The 18,362-nt window shown below is 60.9% G+C and carries 18 protein-coding genes; 12 read left to right on the top strand and 6 right to left on the bottom strand.

Annotated features, from left to right (window positions below):
- Positions 1-10: 10 nt before the first annotated feature.
- From argJ to EGJ27_RS15075, 3 genes are all read left to right on the top strand, one after another.
- Complete coding sequence (gene argJ, locus EGJ27_RS15085; RefSeq protein WP_125831558.1) at positions 11-1,228, top strand: bifunctional glutamate N-acetyltransferase/amino-acid acetyltransferase ArgJ; 1,218 nt, start codon at positions 11-13, stop codon at positions 1,226-1,228.
- Positions 1,229-1,405: 177 nt separating this feature from the next.
- Positions 1,406-2,032 carry a glutathione S-transferase family protein gene (locus tag EGJ27_RS15080; RefSeq protein WP_125831557.1) on the top strand — a complete coding sequence of 209 codons (627 nt, stop codon included), beginning with the start codon at positions 1,406-1,408 and terminating at the stop codon, positions 2,030-2,032.
- Between the two features lie 2 nt (positions 2,033-2,034).
- Positions 2,035-2,982 carry a Nudix family hydrolase gene (locus tag EGJ27_RS15075; RefSeq protein WP_125831556.1) on the top strand — a complete coding sequence of 316 codons (948 nt, stop codon included), beginning with the start codon at positions 2,035-2,037 and terminating at the stop codon, positions 2,980-2,982.
- Positions 2,983-3,011: 29 nt separating this feature from the next.
- Here EGJ27_RS15075 and EGJ27_RS15070 read toward each other — a convergent pair whose 3' ends face one another.
- From EGJ27_RS15070 to EGJ27_RS15060, 3 genes are read right to left on the bottom strand one after another with little or no spacing between them, the layout of a single operon-like run.
- Positions 3,012-3,590: a cob(I)yrinic acid a,c-diamide adenosyltransferase gene (locus tag EGJ27_RS15070; RefSeq protein ID WP_125831555.1), complete on the bottom strand. Its 579-nt coding sequence runs from the start codon at positions 3,588-3,590 to the stop codon at positions 3,012-3,014.
- Positions 3,591-3,605: 15 nt separating this feature from the next.
- Entirely contained in the window at positions 3,606-5,642 is a 2,037-nt protein-coding gene (locus EGJ27_RS15065; RefSeq protein ID WP_125831554.1) for an ATP-binding protein, read from the bottom strand.
- A 42-nt stretch (positions 5,643-5,684) separates the two neighbouring features.
- Positions 5,685-6,605: a putative 2-dehydropantoate 2-reductase gene (locus EGJ27_RS15060; RefSeq protein ID WP_125831553.1), complete on the bottom strand. Its 921-nt coding sequence runs from the start codon at positions 6,603-6,605 to the stop codon at positions 5,685-5,687.
- Between the two features lie 170 nt (positions 6,606-6,775).
- Between EGJ27_RS15060 and EGJ27_RS15055 the strand changes: the two genes are divergently transcribed.
- Both EGJ27_RS15055 and EGJ27_RS15050 read left to right on the top strand, forming a co-directional pair.
- Positions 6,776-7,255, top strand: coding sequence for a YajQ family cyclic di-GMP-binding protein (locus EGJ27_RS15055; protein ID WP_125831552.1), 480 nt, complete (start codon positions 6,776-6,778; stop codon positions 7,253-7,255).
- A gap of 126 nt (positions 7,256-7,381) precedes the next feature.
- On the top strand, positions 7,382-8,224 hold the full coding sequence (locus EGJ27_RS15050; protein ID WP_125831551.1) for a mechanosensitive ion channel family protein: 843 nt from the start codon (positions 7,382-7,384) through the stop codon (positions 8,222-8,224).
- Between the two features lie 146 nt (positions 8,225-8,370).
- On the opposite strand, the gene EGJ27_RS15045 is transcribed toward EGJ27_RS15050, so the two are convergent.
- Positions 8,371-9,921 carry an AmpG family muropeptide MFS transporter gene (locus EGJ27_RS15045; RefSeq protein ID WP_125831550.1) on the bottom strand — a complete coding sequence of 517 codons (1,551 nt, stop codon included), beginning with the start codon at positions 9,919-9,921 and terminating at the stop codon, positions 8,371-8,373.
- Positions 9,922-9,975: 54 nt separating this feature from the next.
- Positions 9,976-10,332: an MGMT family protein gene (locus EGJ27_RS15040; protein WP_125831549.1), complete on the bottom strand. Its 357-nt coding sequence runs from the start codon at positions 10,330-10,332 to the stop codon at positions 9,976-9,978.
- Positions 10,333-10,488: 156 nt separating this feature from the next.
- On the opposite strand from EGJ27_RS15040, the gene EGJ27_RS15035 reads away from it, so the two are divergent.
- A complete protein-coding gene (locus tag EGJ27_RS15035; protein ID WP_125831548.1) occupies positions 10,489-11,496 on the top strand; it encodes a DUF481 domain-containing protein in 1,008 nt (335 codons plus the stop codon).
- Positions 11,497-11,556: 60 nt separating this feature from the next.
- Here the strand turns inward: EGJ27_RS15035 and EGJ27_RS15030 are convergent, their stop codons facing one another.
- Complete coding sequence (locus tag EGJ27_RS15030) at positions 11,557-12,315, bottom strand: SDR family oxidoreductase (RefSeq protein WP_125831547.1); 759 nt, start codon at positions 12,313-12,315, stop codon at positions 11,557-11,559.
- A 137-nt stretch (positions 12,316-12,452) separates the two neighbouring features.
- On the opposite strand from EGJ27_RS15030, the gene EGJ27_RS15025 reads away from it, so the two are divergent.
- The 6 genes from EGJ27_RS15025 to EGJ27_RS15000 all read left to right on the top strand — a co-directional run bounded on the left by EGJ27_RS15025 (position 12,453) and on the right by EGJ27_RS15000 (position 18,216).
- Entirely contained in the window at positions 12,453-13,184 is a 732-nt protein-coding gene (locus EGJ27_RS15025; RefSeq protein ID WP_125831546.1) for a HugZ family protein, read from the top strand.
- A gap of 66 nt (positions 13,185-13,250) precedes the next feature.
- Positions 13,251-13,742, top strand: a complete 492-nt coding sequence (locus EGJ27_RS15020; protein ID WP_125831545.1) for an FxsA family protein — start codon at positions 13,251-13,253, stop codon at positions 13,740-13,742.
- A 251-nt stretch (positions 13,743-13,993) separates the two neighbouring features.
- Positions 13,994-14,287: a co-chaperone GroES gene (locus EGJ27_RS15015; protein WP_003304675.1), complete on the top strand. Its 294-nt coding sequence runs from the start codon at positions 13,994-13,996 to the stop codon at positions 14,285-14,287.
- Between the two features lie 50 nt (positions 14,288-14,337).
- The gene (gene groL, locus EGJ27_RS15010) at positions 14,338-15,981 is read left to right on the top strand and encodes a chaperonin GroEL (RefSeq protein ID WP_125831544.1); all 1,644 of its coding nucleotides are present in this window, start codon (positions 14,338-14,340) and stop codon (positions 15,979-15,981) included.
- Positions 15,982-16,253: 272 nt separating this feature from the next.
- Positions 16,254-16,937 (top strand): two-component system response regulator ColR, encoded by a 684-nt coding sequence (gene colR / locus EGJ27_RS15005; RefSeq protein ID WP_125831543.1) that lies wholly within the window; start codon positions 16,254-16,256, stop codon positions 16,935-16,937.
- Complete coding sequence (locus tag EGJ27_RS15000; RefSeq protein WP_125831542.1) at positions 16,927-18,216, top strand: HAMP domain-containing sensor histidine kinase; 1,290 nt, start codon at positions 16,927-16,929, stop codon at positions 18,214-18,216. The genes colR and EGJ27_RS15000 overlap by 11 nt, the downstream gene beginning before the upstream one ends.
- The last annotated feature ends 146 nt before the right edge of the window (positions 18,217-18,362 follow it).

Below are 18,362 nucleotides of genomic sequence, written 5' to 3'. Positions count from 1 at the left end.
GAGCACATCCATGGCTGTTGGTCTTGGTCCTTTGCCTACGCTGCACCCGGTTCCTGGTTTCGAACTGGGTATATCCTCCGCCGGCATCAAGCGCCCAGGGCGCAAGGACGTCGTCGTCATGCGCTGCGCCGAAGGCTCAAGCGTCGCGGGCGTGTTCACCCTGAACGCGTTCTGCGCAGCGCCGGTGATCCTCGCCAAACAACGTGTCCAAGGCACCGTGCGCTACCTGCTGACCAACACCGGCAACGCCAACGCCGGCACCGGCGAGCCGGGCCTGGCTGCCGCACGCCGCACCTGCGAGAAGCTTGCCGAGCTGACCGGTGTCGACGCTGCGGCCGTATTGCCGTTCTCCACCGGCGTGATCGGTGAGCCGCTGCCTGTCGAGAAGATCGAAGGGGCCTTGCAGGCCGCTCTCGATGATCTGTCTGTGGATAACTGGGCCGCAGCTGCCACCGGCATCATGACCACCGACACTTTGCCCAAGGGCGCCAGCCGTCAGTTCCAGCATGATGGCGTGACCGTCACCGTGACCGGCATCAGCAAAGGCGCGGGCATGATCCGCCCGAACATGGCGACCATGCTCGGCTACATCGCCACCGACGCCAAGGTTTCCCAGAGCGTGTTGCAGGACCTGATCCGCGACGGCGCCAACAAGTCGTTCAACCGCATCACCATCGACGGCGATACCTCGACCAACGACTGCTGCATGCTGATCGCTACCGGCCAGGCCGACGTGCCTGAAGTGACCGAAGCCAGCGGCCCGCTGTTCGATGCGTTGAAGAAGGCGGTGTTTGACGTCTGCATGGAAGTGGCCCAGGCCATCGTGCGGGACGGCGAGGGCGCGACCAAGTTCGTGACCGTCGAAGTCAACGGCGGCGGCAATCACCAGGAATGTCTGGACGTCGGCTACGCTGTAGCGCATTCGCCGCTGATCAAGACCGCACTGTTCGCCTCCGACCCGAACTGGGGCCGCATCCTGGCCGCTGTCGGCCGCGCCGGCGTGTCGGATCTGGACGTGAGCAAGATCGACGTATTTCTCGGTTCGGTGTGCATCGCCAGCCAGGGCTGCCGCGCCACGACCTACACTGAGGAGCAGGGCTCGGCGGTGATGGCCGAAGCGGAGATCACCATCCGCGTCGAACTGGGACGCGGCCAGTGCAGCGAAACGATCTGGACCACCGACCTGTCCCACGAATACGTGAAGATCAACGCCGAATACCGTACGTAAACAGCCTCCAGGGGCCGGACATGTAGAAACAGACCTGCGGGAGCGGACCTGGTCCGCGAATACGTCTATGCAGACGATGCCGATGTAGCGGCTGCACCGGCTCATTCGCGGACAGGTCCGGCTCCCAAAGCGCCTTTATGGACCGACGGACTACCTTCATTTTCTGGAGCCAACCACATGCCTTTGCACCTGATTATTGGCGACAAACGCTACTCCTCCTGGTCGCTGCGCCCCTGGCTGGTGCTGGAAATGACCGGTGTGCCGTTCACCGATCAGGTGATCCGCCTCAACCAGCCCGATACCCGGCAGAACATTCTTCAGTACTCGCCAACCGGCAAAGTGCCAGCGCTGCAAAGCGAGCATGGCACCATCATCGATTCCCTGGCGATCTGCGAATACCTCGTGGAGCGCTTTCCGGACGCCGAGCTGTGGCCGCGTGATATCGCCGCCCGCGCTCAGGCCCGTTCAGCGTGCGCGCAGATGCATAGCGGCTTCATAAGCCTGCGCAGCAACATGCCGATGGACCTGCGCCAGGATCAGGCGCTGGAAGTGATTCCCGTCGACACCCAGAACGATATCGACCGTATCGTCGAGCTGTGGGCCGAGTGCCGTGCAGCGGCGGTCGAAAACGGTCCGTTCCTGTTCGGCAAGCCAAGCATTGCCGACGCTTTCTTTGCGCCGGTTGCGGTTCGCCTGCGCACCTATCATGTGGACTTGCCGCCCGAGGCGCTGGCCTACGTCGAAACCATCTACCAGTGGCCCGCTTTCAAGCGCTGGCAGCAGGCGGGCCTGGAGGAATCCTGATCGTGAAACGCGTGCATGTGGCCGCGGCCGTCATTCGTGGCGTCGACGGCAAGATCCTGATCGCCAAACGTGCCGATACCCAACATCAGGGCGGCCTCTGGGAATTTCCCGGAGGCAAGGTCGAGGAGGGCGAAGCGGTGCAAGCAGCCTTGAGCCGTGAACTGGCTGAAGAGTTGGGCATCGTCGTTACGGCGTCGCGTCCGCTGATCAAGATCCACCACGACTATGCCGACAAGCATGTGCTGCTTGACGTGTGGGAAGTGTCTGGATTTACCGGCGAGCCCCATGGTGCGGAAGGCCAGCCATTGCGCTGGGTCACGGCTCGCGAACTGGCGGACTATGACTTCCCGGCCGCCAACCGACCCATCGTGGCGGCAGCGCGACTGCCGAGCGAATACCTGATCACGCCGCAAGGCCTGGAAACGCCGGAAATGTTGCGTGGTATTCGTGCTGCTATCGCGAATGGCAGCCGTTTGATCCAGCTGCGGGCGCCGGGCGGCTACGACCCTCAGTATCGCGATCTGGCCGTGGACGCGGTGGGTTTGTGCGCGGGCAAGGCGCAGCTGATGCTCAAGGGCCCACTGGAATGGCTGGGTGATTTTCCGGCTGCAGGCTGGCACCTGACCGCCGAGCAATTGCGCAAATACGCTGCCAAAGGGCGTCCGTTTCCGGAGCATCGCTGGCTGGCGGCTTCGTGTCACAACGCTGAAGAACTGGCACTGGCCGAGCAGATGGGCGTGGATTTCGTCACGTTGTCGCCGGTTCAGCCAACCCAGACTCACCCCGATGCACCGCCGCTGGGTTGGGAACTGGCTGGCGAGCTGATTGCCGGGTTCAGCAGGCCGGTGTTCCTGCTCGGCGGCGTCGGCCCCGACCAGCGCGGGCAAGCCTGGAGCGCCGGCGCCCAAGGCGTGGCCGGCATTCGCGCGTTCTGGCCCTCAGAAATCTGAGGTCTGAGATTTCATTGTGGGAGGCGCTCTTAAGCGGGCTTTTGCGCGGCCTGCCACAAGATCTCCGCCACACCCTGGCGGCGAGCGATCAGGCGGGCGGCGACGAACAGCAGGTCTGACAGCCGGTTGATGTACGCCAATCCAACGCCCTCCAGCGGTTCCACCGCATTGAGCTGCTGACAGCGCCGCTCCGCGCCACGCGCCAGGCTTCGGCAGACGTGCGCCTGGGCAATCAGCGGCGATCCGCCGGGCAGGATGAAATTCTCCAGCGGTCCCAGTTCGTCATTCCACAGATCAATCGCGGCTTCCAGACGGTCCACTTCAACGTTCGTCAGCGCTTTATAGGCAGGCATCGCCAACTCGCCGCCCAGATCGAACAACCGATGCTGACAAGGCTGCAACACTTCAATGATCTCACCCAGCGCCGGTGTTTGCGGCACGGCAAGGTGCAACTGCGCCAGTAACAGCCCTAACTGGCTGTTCAGGGTATCGACCTCGCCGATTGCCTCTACTCGAGGATGATCCTTGGGCACCCGGCGACCATCGCCCAGGCCGGTTTCGCCGCTGTCCCCGGTGCGGGTGTATATCTTCGACAAACGAAAGCCCATGTGGGTGGCTCCTGGTTACAGCTTTGAAATGACATGTTCCTGCACATCCACCTGGCTGGCTACCAGCGGCAGCCTCAGCGTGAAACAGGTACCCGAGCCGACGGAAGATTGCACCTCCATCTGGCCGTTGTGATTGTTGGTGATGATGAAGTACGACACCGACAGCCCAAGGCCGGTGCCCTGGCCGATTTCCTTGGTGGTGAAAAACGGCTCGAAAGTCCGCTTGCGCACGTTTTCCGACATGCCGACGCCATTGTCCTCCACCTGGATTTCGGCCCACGGCGGGTTCAGGCGGGTGCGCAAAATGATCCGGCCCGCTTCGGCGCCTTCGGGACGCTGGTGGATCGCCTGGGCGGCGTTCTTCAACAGATTGAGCAGCACCTGCTCCAGCTCGTTGGCGATACACGGTACCTGGCCCAGTTCCGGGTCGAACTGGCGGATAATGTTCTGGCCCTTGAAATCGAAGCCGATGGTCAGGTCGAAATCGTTGCCGGCGATCTCCACAGCCTGGTCGATGAGCGCTGGCAGGTCGCAGGGCGACAGCTGACGATTGCTCAGGCGGCTGAAGTTGAGCATATGGCTGACAATCTTCGCCGCTCGCCCGCCGGCTTGCTGAATACCGTCGAGCAGTTGCGGGACTTCACGGCTGACCAGGTAGTTGTTGACCATCGTCAGATCCACGCCGTCGGCCTGGGCCTGTTCGATATTTTTCGGCAGGTCGGGCGACAGTCGGCGCCGGATGTTCTGCACGTTGTGCAGGATCGCACCCAGCGGGTTGTTGATCTCGTGGGCCATGCCGGCCGCCAGACCGCCCACCGAGAGCATTTTCTCGGACTGCACCATCATTTCTTCCAGGGAAATGCGCTGGGTGATGTCGTCGATGCGGATGACCACGCCTCGCCCGGCATCGCCGGTCAGCGGGTAGAAGGTCAGGGCGTAGTGGCGGGTTTCCTCCTGCTTGATCCAGGTCACCCGCTCGATCTTGGTCACGCTGTGCCGCTCGACGGTCTGCTTGATTTGCGGCAGGAACGAGCGCATTGGTTCGAAGGCAATGAAGATCGGCTGGTTCAGCGCTTCGTCCAGCCGGGTGCCGGAGAGCGCCGTAGCCTCCTGGTTCCACTGGGTGACGTAAAGCTGCTCGTCCAGCGCGATCATGGCAGAGGGCATCGAGTCGATGATGCTGTTGAGGTAGTTTTGAAAGCCGGTGAGCTTTTTTTCGATCTTGCTGCGCACCTGGACTTCCAGCTCCAGCTTGCGGTTGGTATGGCGGGTTTCCTCGGCCAGCCCTTGCGCCTGATCGTAGGCTTCCTGGGAATCGTCCCGGGCGCGCTTGAGTTGCTGCTCACGGGCTTCGATGCGCGACAGCATGGTATTGAAGGCTTCTGCCAGGCTGCCGATCTCATCTTCGTTGCCGGGCATGGCCCGCAGGGCGTAATTTTCTTCGCGAGTGACCTGCCGGGACAGTTCTTCTAGCTGATAGATGGGCTCGGTGATCAAGCGCCGGATCTGCCGCGCCACCACCAGCCACAACAGCACGCTGAACACCAGAATCGCAGCACTCGCGGTCAGCGTGCCGGTGTAGAACGCTGCGGGCAACTCGCTGCTTGCTACCAGCAATAAATGTCCCGGTGCCCGCTCGCCTTTGGGGATGGTGATCAATTGTGTGCTGCGAAACTCGGTCAGGCGCCAGGCTTCGATGTCTTCATAGCGAAGCGGCAACGCAAGGTCTTCGCCTTGCTGAACCTGGGCCAGCCTTGTGCCGTCGTTGTCGTAGATCGCCGCCGCCCGCAACGGCCCATAGCTTTTCAGCTCCTTGAGCAACGCCTTGGCGTCGTTGGGCGAGTAGAGCGCCCGCTCGTTGAGGTTGGCGCTGCTGATCAGGCGGCCGATGGTCTGCAACGCCTGAGGCGCCATGGCTTCCTGGGATATGTAGTAGGCGGCGCTGATGAAGGTCAGGTTGGCGACCAGCAGGACGGTGGTCATCAGGACCAGCAGGGCGGCCAGCAGTTTTTGCCCGACCGGCAGGTTTTCCAGGCGTTGACGCAAAGGCATGGCAAGTCACACACGGATGAGGAACCCGCAGGGTAGCGCGGGCTAGTCGGTACGCAAACCCTTGGCGGCCAGATGAGCCGTCAATCGGTCCTGCAATGGCTGCAAGTGCGGCACCGGACAGTGATGGCGCCGTGCAGCGTCACAGGCATGGCCGAGCAGGTAGCTGATTTCCGTGCGCCGCCGGTGGGCGACATCCTGATACATGGAGGAAAAATTGCTCGCAGTGGCCTGGATGACGCGCAGCACTTCCTCGTGCAACTGGTGGGCGGCGGCAGGGTAACCGCAGCAGGCAAGCAGCTCGGCCAGTTCGGCGCATAGCGTCGCGACTTCGCCACGGTGCTCCAGAAGCCCGCCATTGCGGCACTGATAGAGCACGGTCAGCGGGTTGATCGCGCAGTTCAGCGCCAGCTTGCGCCACAGGCGGGTCAGGATGTCTGGCGTCCATTCGTGGGATATCCCGCTGTCCGCCAGCGCTGTCAAAAAACCGGGTGGGGCTGGATTGTCCGGGTCGCCCAGCCAGGTATGGCCATGGCCGGCAAAAACCACGCGCCAGTCCGCTTCGCGAAACGCGCCCTCGGTGCTGGAGGCAAAGATGCATCGCGCATGGGGCACGCATGCGGCCACGGCGTCCTGACTGCCCAGGCCGTTCTGCAACAGAATGACCTCGGCGCGCGGCGCAAGTCGCGGCGCCAGCAGCGCCACGGCCTGTTCAGCGTCGTAGGCCTTGCAGGCCACCAGCAGCCGGACGATGGGTTCCGGGCTGGCCGCGGTCTGGGCCTCGATGGCGAAGGATCGAACCCGGTCCTCTTCCACCAGCGTCAGTCGGCCGCCAGCCGCCTGGTAGGCCTGCACCCGCTCATCGTTGCGCAGTATCAGGCGCACCCGATGCCCGGCCCGAGCCAGACGAGTTGCCCACAAACCGCCGAGGCTGCCGGCGCCCACGACATGCCAGACCTCGCTCATCGAACACGCCCCGCCAAACGATTGAACAACCCCGGCACACTGAAATCAGAGAACGACATGAAAGGCTCGCAGTGAAGGTCGGGAAAGTCTCGTTATAATGACCGGTCTTTCATACCGTCAAGTCATGCGCGCGATCACCATCGTCTGCGCCGTTTACCTGGAGAACATACATGCCCTCGTTCGACGTAGTGTCCGAATTGGATAAACATGAAGTCACCAATGCCGTCGACAATGCCATCAAGGAGCTTGACCGTCGTTATGACCTCAAAGGCAAGGGGACTTTCGAGTTCAAGGAATTGACCGTCACCCTGACCGCCGAAGCCGAGTTCCAGCTCGAAGCGATGATCGAGATCCTCAAGCTGGCGCTGGTCAAGCGCAAGATCGACGTCAAATGCCTGGAAGTGAAGGATGCCTACGCGTCCGGCAAGCTGATGAAGCAGGAAGCAGTCCTGCGCGAAGGGATCGACAAGGAACTGGCCAAGAAAATCGTCGCCCACATCAAGGACGCCAAGCTCAAGGTCCAGGCCGCGATCCAGGGCGAGCAGGTCCGTGTCACCGGCAAGAAACGTGACGACCTGCAGGACGCCATCGCCGCATTGCGCGCCTACGATTCGGGCATGCCGTTGCAGTTCAACAACTTCCGCGACTGAGCCTGTGAATCGACAGACGGGGGAACCCCGCGTTCCCCGGTCAGTCCGAACCAGTTCGGTATGGCTGAAACGATTGCGCGTCTGTGACGTTTCAATGCCGGTTCATGACAGGCGAGGAGTTACAAGATGGATTTGAATGCAGAAGTCGACCAGCTGTGGAGAGCTTCCCAGGCCTGGATTCCAATGATCATGCAATACGGCAGTCGACTGCTGCTGGCGCTGGTGACCCTGTGCATCGGCTGGTGGTTGATCAACCGGGTCACCAACAAATTGGGGGCGTTACTGGCACTGCGTCACGCCGATCAGGCGTTACAAGGGTTTGTCAGCACCCTGGCGAACGTCATTCTGAAGATTCTGCTGATCGTCAGCGTCGCGTCGATGGTGGGCATTGAAACCACTTCGTTCGTGGCCGCGATCGGTGCTGCCGGCCTGGCCATTGGCCTGGCGCTGCAGGGCAGCCTGGCGAACTTCGCCGGTGGCGTGCTGATCTTGCTGTTTCGGCCATTCCGCATCGGCGACTGGATCGAAGCCCAAGGTATTCAAGGCACTGTGGACAGCATCCAGATTTTCCACACCGTGTTGCGCACCGGCGATAACCGCACCGTGATCATGCCCAACGGCAACCTGTCCAACGGGATCATCACCAATACCAATCGCCAGCCGACCCGCAAGATCGTCTTCGACGTGGGCGTCAATTACGAAGCCGACCTGAAGAAAGGACTGGAAGTGCTGCTGGACATGGCCCGAGACCCGCGTGTCCTCGAAGATCCGGCTCCGCAAGCGGTAGTGGCGACGCTGGGCGAAAGCGCAATCACCTTGTCGCTGCGTGTCTGGACCAAGACCTCGGACTATGGCGATGTGATCTCGCTGTTCAACGTCGAAGCGCGTGACCGCCTGCAAGCGGCCGGGATCGACATTCCGTTCCCGCAGCGTGTGATCCGCGTGGTTCAGGACGCTGCGCAGCAGTAAGCAGTCGCCTCTGTGGGAGCGGACCGGGCGGCGCTCCGCTTGTCCGCGAAGACGTACTTTCAGCCCATCCAAGGCTGCGGATGTACTGGCCTCTTCGCCAGCAAGCTGGCTTCCACAGATCCATTTGCAATTCAGCAAAGCGGTATTTAAAGCTTCTCCGCAGCCGCGGTCTCGTCGCTTTCCGGAGCCGGCGTGCCGCGGCCTTCCTTGCTCCACTGCAACAGGATCATCACCAGGGTTGGCACACCCAGCAGGGCGGTGATCAGGAAGAAATTGTGGTAGCCGAATTTCTCCACCATCACCCCTGAATAACCGCCGATCAGGCGCGGCAGCAGCAGCATGATCGAGCTGAGCAGCGCGTACTGGGTCGCCGAGAACTTGAGGTTGGTCAGGCTCGACAGATACGCCACGAAGGCCGACGTCGCCAGCCCCGAGCTGAGGTTGTCCAGCGAGATGGTCAGGATCAGCATCTTGATGTTCGGCCCCATGTCGGCCAGCAACAGGAACAGGATGTTGGTGGCTGCCGAACTGAGGCCGCCGATGAACAGGATCGGCATGATGCCGAAACGCACGATCAGCAAGCCGCCCGCGCCTGCGCCGAGCAAGGTCATGATCAGCCCGAAGATCTTGCTCACGCTGGCGATCTGGTCCTTGGTGAAGCCCTGGTCGATATAGAAGACGTTGGCCATGACGCCCATGACCGTGTCCGACATGCGATAGGTCGCGATCAGCCCCAGCAGCAGCAATGCCTGCCAGCGATAACGCAGAATGAAGTCATTGACCGGCGTAAGCACCGGCGCCAGGCCGCGGCGTCCGGCGGAAGACAGGCAGGCGACGGTCAGCACGGTATAAAGGATCGAGCGCAGAAAGGCGCGATCTTCCATCAGCAGGTCCCACCAACTGGTGCCGTGGAACAGCACGCTGGCGAAATCGGTGTTGTAGAACTGAGTAAACATTGCCGGGACCGACACCAGCAAAACGATCAGTACGAACACCGATGCCAACTGGTGAGTGAAACCGTAGCGGGCCGCCGACAGCTGGGTGCGCAACGGCACCGGAGGTTCGCGCATGATCAGGGTGGTGATCAGCGCCGGAATCATCAGCACGCCGAACAACACGTAGGTGCCGGTCCAGGCCGAGTGCTTGTAGGCAAAGCCCGTCGAGCCGAACCCTTCGGCGAAATACAGCGCGCCGGCGGTTGCCAGCAGTGCAGCAACCCGGTAACCGGACATATAGCTGGCGGCCAGGGCGGCCTGCTGGGTGTCCTGGGCGATTTCCAGGCGGTAGGCGTCGATGGCGATGTCTTGAGTTGCCGAGGCAAAGGCCACTACCACCGCAATGGCGATCAACCAGGAAAGATGGTACTGCGGGTCGCAGAAACCCATGCCGATCAGGCCCAGGATCACCAGCGACTGCGCCAGCACCAGCCATGAGCGGCGACGGCCGAGCCGTCCGAGGATCGGCAGGCGCCATTGGTCGAGCAATGGCGACCACACCCATTTGAATGCATAGGCCAGCCCGATCAGGCTGGCATAACCGATGGTTTCGCGAGCGACACCGGCTTCGCGCAACCAGACGGACAAGGTAGAGAAGACCAGCATGTAAGGCATGCCGGCAGCGAATCCGAGCAGCAGCAACACTAAAGTCGAGGGGCTGGCATATGCGGCGAGCGCGGCGCGCCAGGTTTTACGGGGCATGGGCTGGAATCTGCCTCAGGTTCTGAAAACAAAGGGCGCACTCTAACCGCTGTGCTACGTGGGACGCCAGCCATGGCGCTGCATATTGACCCGATTGTTCATAATGGTAAGGCCTTCGGCGCGTAACCGGGCGCGCTGTTCGTCACCTGACGCGGTTCCGGCCGGCAGACTGAGCTTGCCACCTGCGCCCAGAACGCGGTGCCAGGGCAGCGATGACCCCTCCGGCAACTGACTGAGGGTTCTTCCTACCCAACGTGCCGCTCGTCCGAGACCGGCCAATTCTGCCAGTTGCCCATAACTGACGACCCGGCCGTGCGGAACCTGAGCCAGCGTCAGGTACAGCGCCGTGCGTCGGGCCTCGGCGGCGGACAGTCCGGTTGGGTCGGCATGTTCGGCGGCGGTTTGTTTCACGATGCAGGTCCTGCCAGAGATGATGTTGATTTTTGTTTACGGGAACTACGGAAATTTCCGACTGTCAGTCATACTCGTGCCCGGCGGTCACCGATTGCCACAGGTCATCCACCAGGATAATGCCCACATTCCGCTACCAGAGCCTAGTCGTTGCTTATGTTGTCCAGAACTCTGCTGTGCCTCGCAATAACCACTGCTTCCACTCCATTGTTCGCTGACACCGTCTGGTTGAAGAACGGCGACCGTCTGACCGGCGTCATCAAGGTTTTCGACGGCGGCAAACTGCTGCTCCAGACCGACTACGGCGGTGCGATTCCCCTTGACTGGAAACAGGTCAAGACCCTGGAAAGCGACCAGCCGTTGCTGGTCAAGCAAGGTCAGTCCGAAGGTGTAGTGACCAAATCGCTCCAGGCCGCCGATGACGGCAAGGTCGTCATGGCCAATGGCGATGCGCCCAAGACCGTCGAGCTGGCCAGTATCGACCAGATCATCAAGCCCAAGCCGGTCATCACCGATCTGGTCTGGAAGGGCAACATCGACGCTGCGCTGGACTTCCAGCAGGCCGAGAATGATACCGACGATTACAACATCTCGTTCAACACCTCGGCTCGTCATGGCAACTGGCGGCATAACGCCAAGGGCGAGTACAACCGCGAGACTACCGACGAGGTGGTCGGCACCGACAACTGGAGCGCCGAATACTCGCTGGATCGCTTTTTCACCGAGAAATTCTTCTGGGATGCGCGGGTGAATTACAAGCGTGACAAGATCGAAGACCTGTCGCGCCAGCGCACGGTCGGTACCGGTCCCGGCTACCAGTTCTGGGACGACGAACTGGGCGCGTTCAAGGTTGGCGCATTGCTCAACCGAACCGACTACCAGTTCTCCAACGGCGAGAAGGAAAACTTCTACTCGGTGGCGGGCACCTGGGACTACAACCGTTATCTGGTGGGCAAGAAATTCGAATTCTTCACTAACGGCGAGCTGGGCAAGCCGTTGAGTGGCGTGGCGGACTACGCGCTGGATGTCGAAGCAGGCCTGCGCTACAAGGTCACCGACTGGGCATCGCTCAACGTGAAAGCCGAGAAGGACATCATCAGCGGTGCCGACAACGGCAACGTCGACAAGACTCGGTACACCGCCGGTTTCGGCGTGACCTGGTAATCCGTTGCAGACAGGGCGCTTCCCCGGCGCCCTGTCTGCAGCTTGTCTTACGCGACAACGTTACAGACGCATCGCGCCGTCCAGCTCCAGAATCCTTCCGCTGAAATAATCGTTCTCCAGAATGTACGCCACCGAGTGGGCGATTTCCTGGGGCGTGCCCATGCGTTTGAGCGGGATAGCGGAAGTCATCTTTTCCAGCGCTTCGGGTTTCATGCTGCCGGTCATCTCGGTTTCGATGAAACCTGGCGCAACACCTGCCACGCGAATCCCGTAGCGCGCCAGTTCACGCGCCCAGGTCACCGTCGCCGACGCTACCCCGGCCTTGGCGGCGGAGTAATTGGTCTGGCCAATGTTGCCTGCGCGGGAAATAGAAGAGATGTTGATGATCGCGCCCTGCGTCCGGGTCTCGATCATCTTCGCCGCCACCTCCCGCGTGCAGAGGAAGACGCCGGTCAGATTGACATCGATTACGGCCTGCCATTGCGCCAGGCTGAGTTTGGTCATCACGCCGTCCTTGACCTTGACCAGCAGGCCGTCGCGCAGGATGCCGGCATTGTTGATCAGGCCGTCGATGGCGCCGAAGTCGTCGGCGACCTTTTGCACCGTGTCGACGACCTGAGCTTCGTCGGCTACGTTGCACAGGTAGCTTCGCGCCTCGACGCCCAGCGCCTTGCAGCTCGCTACGGCCTGGTCGAGTTTTTCCGGATTCAGATCCACAAGGGCCAGGCGCGCGCCTTTGCCTGCCAGATAATGCGCCATTGCCAGGCCCAGGCCCTGGCATCCGCCAGTGATTATTATTAACTTGTCTTTCAATTCCATGTGCGTGCCCAATCTGCTGATCTTTTCATCATGGCGTCGCCAGCGTCTTGCTCGCGCAGTGCCATGGCCAGAGCACGTTATAAGCCTTTTCCCCGCGTGCGTCTCCAATCTGACGCTCACGCTTCAAGGAGTCACGAATGAGCGCGAAAGCCTCGAGTCAGGCGCGAAAACTCTTGCTCAACGAGTATCGCGGCGTGTTGTCCACCCATTCGAAGTCGATGCCGGGTTTTCCGTTTGGTTCGGTGGTGCCGTATTGTCTGGACGGGCAGGGCAGGCCGCTGATCCTGATCAGCCGCATTGCCCAGCACACCCACAACCTGACCCTTGACCCGAAGTGTTCGATGCTGGTCGGCGAACGAGAGGCCGTGGATGTGCAGGCGGTCGGGCGCGTTACGGTGATGGCCGAGGCGCGCAAGTTGGCCGATCCGCAGCGCATTGAAGAGTCGGCCTTGCGCTATTACCGCTTCTTCCCTGAGTCGCAGAGTTACCACACCGCCCATGATTTCGATTTCTGGGTACTGGAACCGGTGCGATATCGCTACATCGGCGGCTTTGGGGCCATTCACTGGCTGGATGACGTGGCGTTGGCCAACCCGTTTGTCGGCGCGGCGGAAACCAGCATGATCGAGCACATGAATGCCGACCATGCCAACGCCATTGCGCATTACGTGCAACTGAGCGGCCTGCCGCAGACCGAAGCTGCGCAACTGGTGGGAATCGACAGTGAAGGCCTGCACTTGCGTATCGGCCAGGGCATCCACTGGCTGGCCTTCCAGACCCCCTGCAATACACCGAAACAAGTGCGCGAAGCCTTGGTGGAGCTGGCTCACGCCACAGTCTGGCCCGTGAAAGATGACCGGCAAGCTTGATTTAACGACTTTCCGACATCACTTAGGGTCTACTGGAAGGCATTCTTCCGTTGAGGAACTGATTTGATGCGTGTTTTTTTGCTGCTGTTCTTACTGTTTCCGGTACTCGAACTGTTCATTCTGGTTCGGGTCGGGATGTCCATCGGCTTTTTCTGGACGTTCCTCCTGGTGCTGGCGACGTCGGTGCTGGGCTTCTTCGTAATGCGGGTCGCCGGGTTCGCCACGGCGCTGCGCGCCCGCGAGAGCCTGTCCCGTGGCGAACTGCCCGCCCAGCAAATGCTTGAAGGGCTGATGGTTGCGGTCGGTGGCGGCCTTCTGTTGTTGCCCGGCTTCATCAGTGACGTCCTGGGTGTGATCTGCCTGTTGCCGATCACCCGTCGGGCGCTGATCGACAAGGTTCGCCGCCGCGCCGAAGACCAGGCCATGCGCCAGCGCGCGTTCGCCGACGACCTGCAGGCCGAGGCCAATCCAGGGTCGGCCCGTCGTCCTGGCGCGATTCACCAGTCCAGCCATGAGCCGGATGTGATCGAAGGTGAATTCGAACATCGCGACAAGTGATCGATCGCAAGTCTGACACGGCACCTTCGGGTGCCGTGTTCATTTACTGAACCTGCTGAATCGCAAAAAATTTTCTTGCCTCGGACTTGTAATAGCCCGGCCCGCCCTTATGTATGGGTCACCGCAAGGTTTCTGGCCCAGCGCCAGACCGTTTTCTGCGGTTCGCTCGTCGAACCGTAACCGGCACAGCCGGATTTTTAACCCGCCGGTGCAGTCACCGGGCGTCTAAAACCATAATCAGGAGATCGACAATGAAGCTTCGTCCTCTGCATGACCGCGTCGTAATCCGTCGCAGCGAAGAAGAAACGAAAACTGCCGGCGGTATCGTGCTGCCAGGTTCGGCTGCTGAAAAGCCTAACCGCGGCGAAATCGTCGCTGTGGGTACCGGCCGCGTGCTGGACAACGGTGAAGTGCGTGCGCTGGCCGTGAAAGTGGGTGACAAAGTAGTGTTTGGCCCTTATTCCGGCAGCAACACTGTGAAAGTTGACGGCGAAGACCTGCTGGTGATGAGCGAGAACGAGATCCTCGCTGTCGTCGAAGGCTGAGTGCTCACCGCTGATTTCTGTTACTACAAAGTATTCAAGGAATAATGATCATGGCTGCTAAAGAAGTTAAATTCGGCGATTCTGGCCGCAAGAAAATGCTCGCCGGTGTGAACGTCCTGGCTGACGCAGTAAAAGCGACCCTTGGCCCAAAAGGCCGTAACGTCATCATCGAGAAGAGCTTCGGCGCTCCTCTGATCACCAAAGACGGTGTATCGGTCGCCAAGGAAATCGAGCTGAAAGATCGCTTCGAAAACATGGGCGCGCAGCTGGTCAAAGACGTTGCCTCCCGTGCCAACGATGACGCCGGCGACGGTACCACCACTGCAACCGTACTGGCTCAAGCCATCGTCAACGAAGGCCTGAAAGCCGTCGCTGCCGGCATGAACCCAATGGACCTCAAGCGCGGCATCGACAAGGCGACCATCGCCATCGTTGCTCAGCTCAAGCTGCTGTCCAAGCCTTGCACCGACACCAAGGCTATCGCTCAGGTGGGTACCATCTCTGCGAACTCCGACAATTCCATCGGCGACATCATTGCCGAAGCCATGGAAAAAGTGACCAAAGACGGCGTTATCACCGTTGAAGAAGGTTCGGGTCTGGAAAACGAACTGTCTGTCGTCGAAGGCATGCAGTTCGACCGTGGCTACCTGTCCCCGTACTTCATCAACAAGCCGGACACCATGGTTGCCGAACTGGACAGCCCACTGCTGTTGCTGGTCGACAAGAAGATCTCCAACATCCGCGAAATGCTGCCGGTGCTGGAAGCTGTCGCCAAAGCCGGTCGCCCACTGCTGATCGTTGCTGAAGACGTTGAAGGCGAAGCGCTGGCGACCCTGGTCGTCAACAACATGCGCGGCATCGTCAAAGTCGCTGCCGTCAAGGCACCGGGCTTCGGCGACCGTCGCAAGGCAATGCTGCAGGACATCGCTGTCCTGACCGGCGGTACCGTTATCTCCGAAGAGATCGGCCTGAGCCTGGAAAGCACTACCCTGGAACACCTGGGTAACGCCAAGCGCGTCGTCCTGAACAAAGAAAACACCACCATCATCGACGGTGCTGGCGAAAAAACCGAAATCGACTCGCGCATCGCTCAGATCCGCCAGCAGATCGGCGACACCAGCTCCGACTACGACAAAGAGAAACTGCAAGAGCGCCTGGCCAAGCTGTCCGGCGGTGTTGCGGTAATCAAGGTCGGCGCCGGTTCCGAAGTCGAAATGAAAGAGAAGAAAGCCCGCGTTGAAGACGCCCTGCACGCTACTCGTGCAGCCGTTGAAGAAGGCGTGGTACCTGGCGGTGGCGTAGCACTGGTTCGCTCGTTGCAGGCCATCGAAGGTCTGAAAGGCGACAACGCCGATCAGGACGTCGGTATCGCTCTGCTGCGTCGTGCGGTTGAAGCGCCTCTGCGCCAGATCGTTGCCAACTCCGGCGACGAGCCAAGCGTGGTTGTCGACAAGGTCAAGCAGGGTTCGGGTAACTTCGGTTACAACGCTGCTTCCGGCGAATACGGCGACATGATCGAAATGGGTATCCTGGACCCGGCCAAAGTGACTCGCTCTGCTCTGCAGGCCGCGTCCTCCATCGCCAGCTTGATGATCACCACCGAAGCGATGATCGCTGACGTGCCTGAAGACAAGCCAGCAGGCGGCGGCATGCCGGACATGGGCGGCATGGGTGGTATGGGCGGCATGATGTAAGCCGGCTTTACCCTCCAGCTACACCAGAAGAACCCCGCCTTGTGCGGGGTTTTTTTATGCCGGCAGTGCCTGTAGGAGCGAGCTTGCTCGCGGAAGCGGTCGGATCAGGCTTAACCGATATGTCGTGCGCAACAACGTCTTCGCGAGCAAGCTCGCGCCTACGGAATTTGCGCCGTTCCCCAGGATTTACCGCCTCCAGGCCAATCGGTACTGGCCCTCACGCGTGCTTCGTCTTAAAGTGCGGCAGCCTAAATTGCAGACGAGAAAGCCCCATGCGAATTCTTCTGGTTGAAGACAACCGCGACATCCTGGCGAACATGGCCGATTACCTGGGCATGAAAGGCTACACCGTCGACTGCGCACAGGATGGCCTCTCGGGACTGCATCTGGCGGCCACCGAACACTACGACCTGATCGTGCTCGACATCATGCTGCCGGGCATCGACGGTTACACCTTGTGCAAACGCCTGCGCGAAGACGCCCGCCGTGACACGCCGGTCATCATGCTCACGGCCCGTGACCAGCTCGATGACCGTTTGCAGGGTTTCCGCTCCGGCGCAGACGACTACTTGCTCAAACCATTCGCCCTGTCCGAACTGGCCGCGCGTATCGAAGCAGTGCTGCGTCGCGCCCAGGGCGGCGGGCGCCGGACCCTGCAGGTCGCCGATCTGGTATATGACCTCGACACCCTGGAAGTCACCCGCGACGGCCGCATGCTCAAGCTCAATCCGGTTGGCCTCAAGCTGCTGGCCGTCCTGATGCAGAAAAGCCCTCACGTCCTGCGTCGTGAAATCCTTGAAGAAGCGTTGTGGGGCGACGATTGTCCGGACAGCGACAGCCTGCGCAGCCACGTGCATCAGCTGCGCCAGGTGATCGACAAACCGTTCCCCAAACCGCTGCTGCAAACCGTACACGGCGTTGGCTATCGCTTGGCTGAGGGTCGGGATGGAGTTTAAGCAAAGCCTTGCCCAGCGGATCATCATCGCCTTTGCCCTGATGAGTGCGCTGGTCGCCGGATCCTTCGCCATGGGGATCATCTCCACTGTCCACCTGGTCGAGGAAAAACTCATCTCTGCGGGCCTTGGCGGCGATCTCAACCGGCTGATGCTGATGGACAGCGTCAGCGACTGGAGCCATCGACCCAAGCCCGACCAGTTGTTCTACTTCAGTGGCGGCCCGGGCGATTTCGATCTGCCCCAGGATCTGCGCCATCTGCAGCCCGGCTTTCATGAGGTGTTTCGGGGTGATCTGTCCTACCACGCGATGATTGAAGTGGTGGACGGGCGCCATTACGCCTTGTTGCAGGACCAGAGTGATTTTGAAGAACGCGAGCGGGTCCTGTTTGCCGTGGTGCTGGTGGGCTTCGTCCTGGCACTGGCGCTGGCCGTGTTCCTCGGCTGGGTGCTGGCGCGGCGGGTGATGGCGCCGGTGGTGCGTCTTGCCCGGCAAGTCCGCCATCGCGACCAGTTGCTGGGTCTGGCGCCGCCTCTTGCACCGGACTACGCCGCCGATGAAGTAGGCGAGCTGGCCGTGGCGTTCGATGCAACCCTGGGCCGTTTACGCCAGGCGTTGATTCGCGAGCGAATGTTCACCAGCGACGTCAGCCACGAGCTGCGCACGCCGTTGATGGTACTGGCCAGCTCCTGTGAACTGCTGCTGGAAAACCCGGCCCTGGACCAGCGCGCTCGCAAGCAGGTCGAACGCATCGCCCGGGCGTGCGAAGAAATGCGCGACCTGGTCCAGACCTTCCTGATGCTGGCGCGTACCCAGCGTGAAGACCCGGCCATGACCCCTAGTGCAACCCTCAGCGGTGTCGCCGAGCAGTTGGTTTCCCAGTGGCGCGGCCCTATCGAGGGCAAGGGCTTGCAATTGATCTACAACGCGCAGGAGGCCGACCAGCAGTCCGAAGCACGTTACAACGCCACTTTTCTGCATGCGGTAATGGGCAACCTGTTGCGTAACGCATTGCACTACACCGACGACGGCTTCATCGCGCTGACGCTCTACGATGACGGCTTCATGGTGGAAGACAGCGGCGTGGGTATTCCCGAAGAGAAGCGTGAGGCCATGTTCGAACCTTTCGTGCGCGGCAATGAGCAGCGGGGCGAAGGGTTGGGCCTGGGGCTGTCGCTGGTCCAGCGGATCTGCGCGAACCAGAACTGGAGCGTGAACCTCACGCCCAGGGAACCCAATGGTTGCTGTTTCAAGGTCAGGCTGGACCTGGCCAAGGCATGACCAGCGTGTAAAGCCCTGTACGGGGCGTTTACACGCTGGCGGAGCCTGCAAATGGCTGCCCGGCAGCTGAACATTTTTTTCACTTGTGCATGACCTGCTTACGACGATGCGCCGCCTATTTTGATGCGCATCCGAACCAGGAGCCG

Source organism: Pseudomonas sp. v388, assembly GCF_003935425.1.
Lineage (GTDB): Bacteria > Pseudomonadota > Gammaproteobacteria > Pseudomonadales > Pseudomonadaceae > Aquipseudomonas.
The sequence above is the reverse complement of the archived record's forward strand: the minus strand, read 5'-3'. Positions and strand labels throughout refer to the sequence as shown.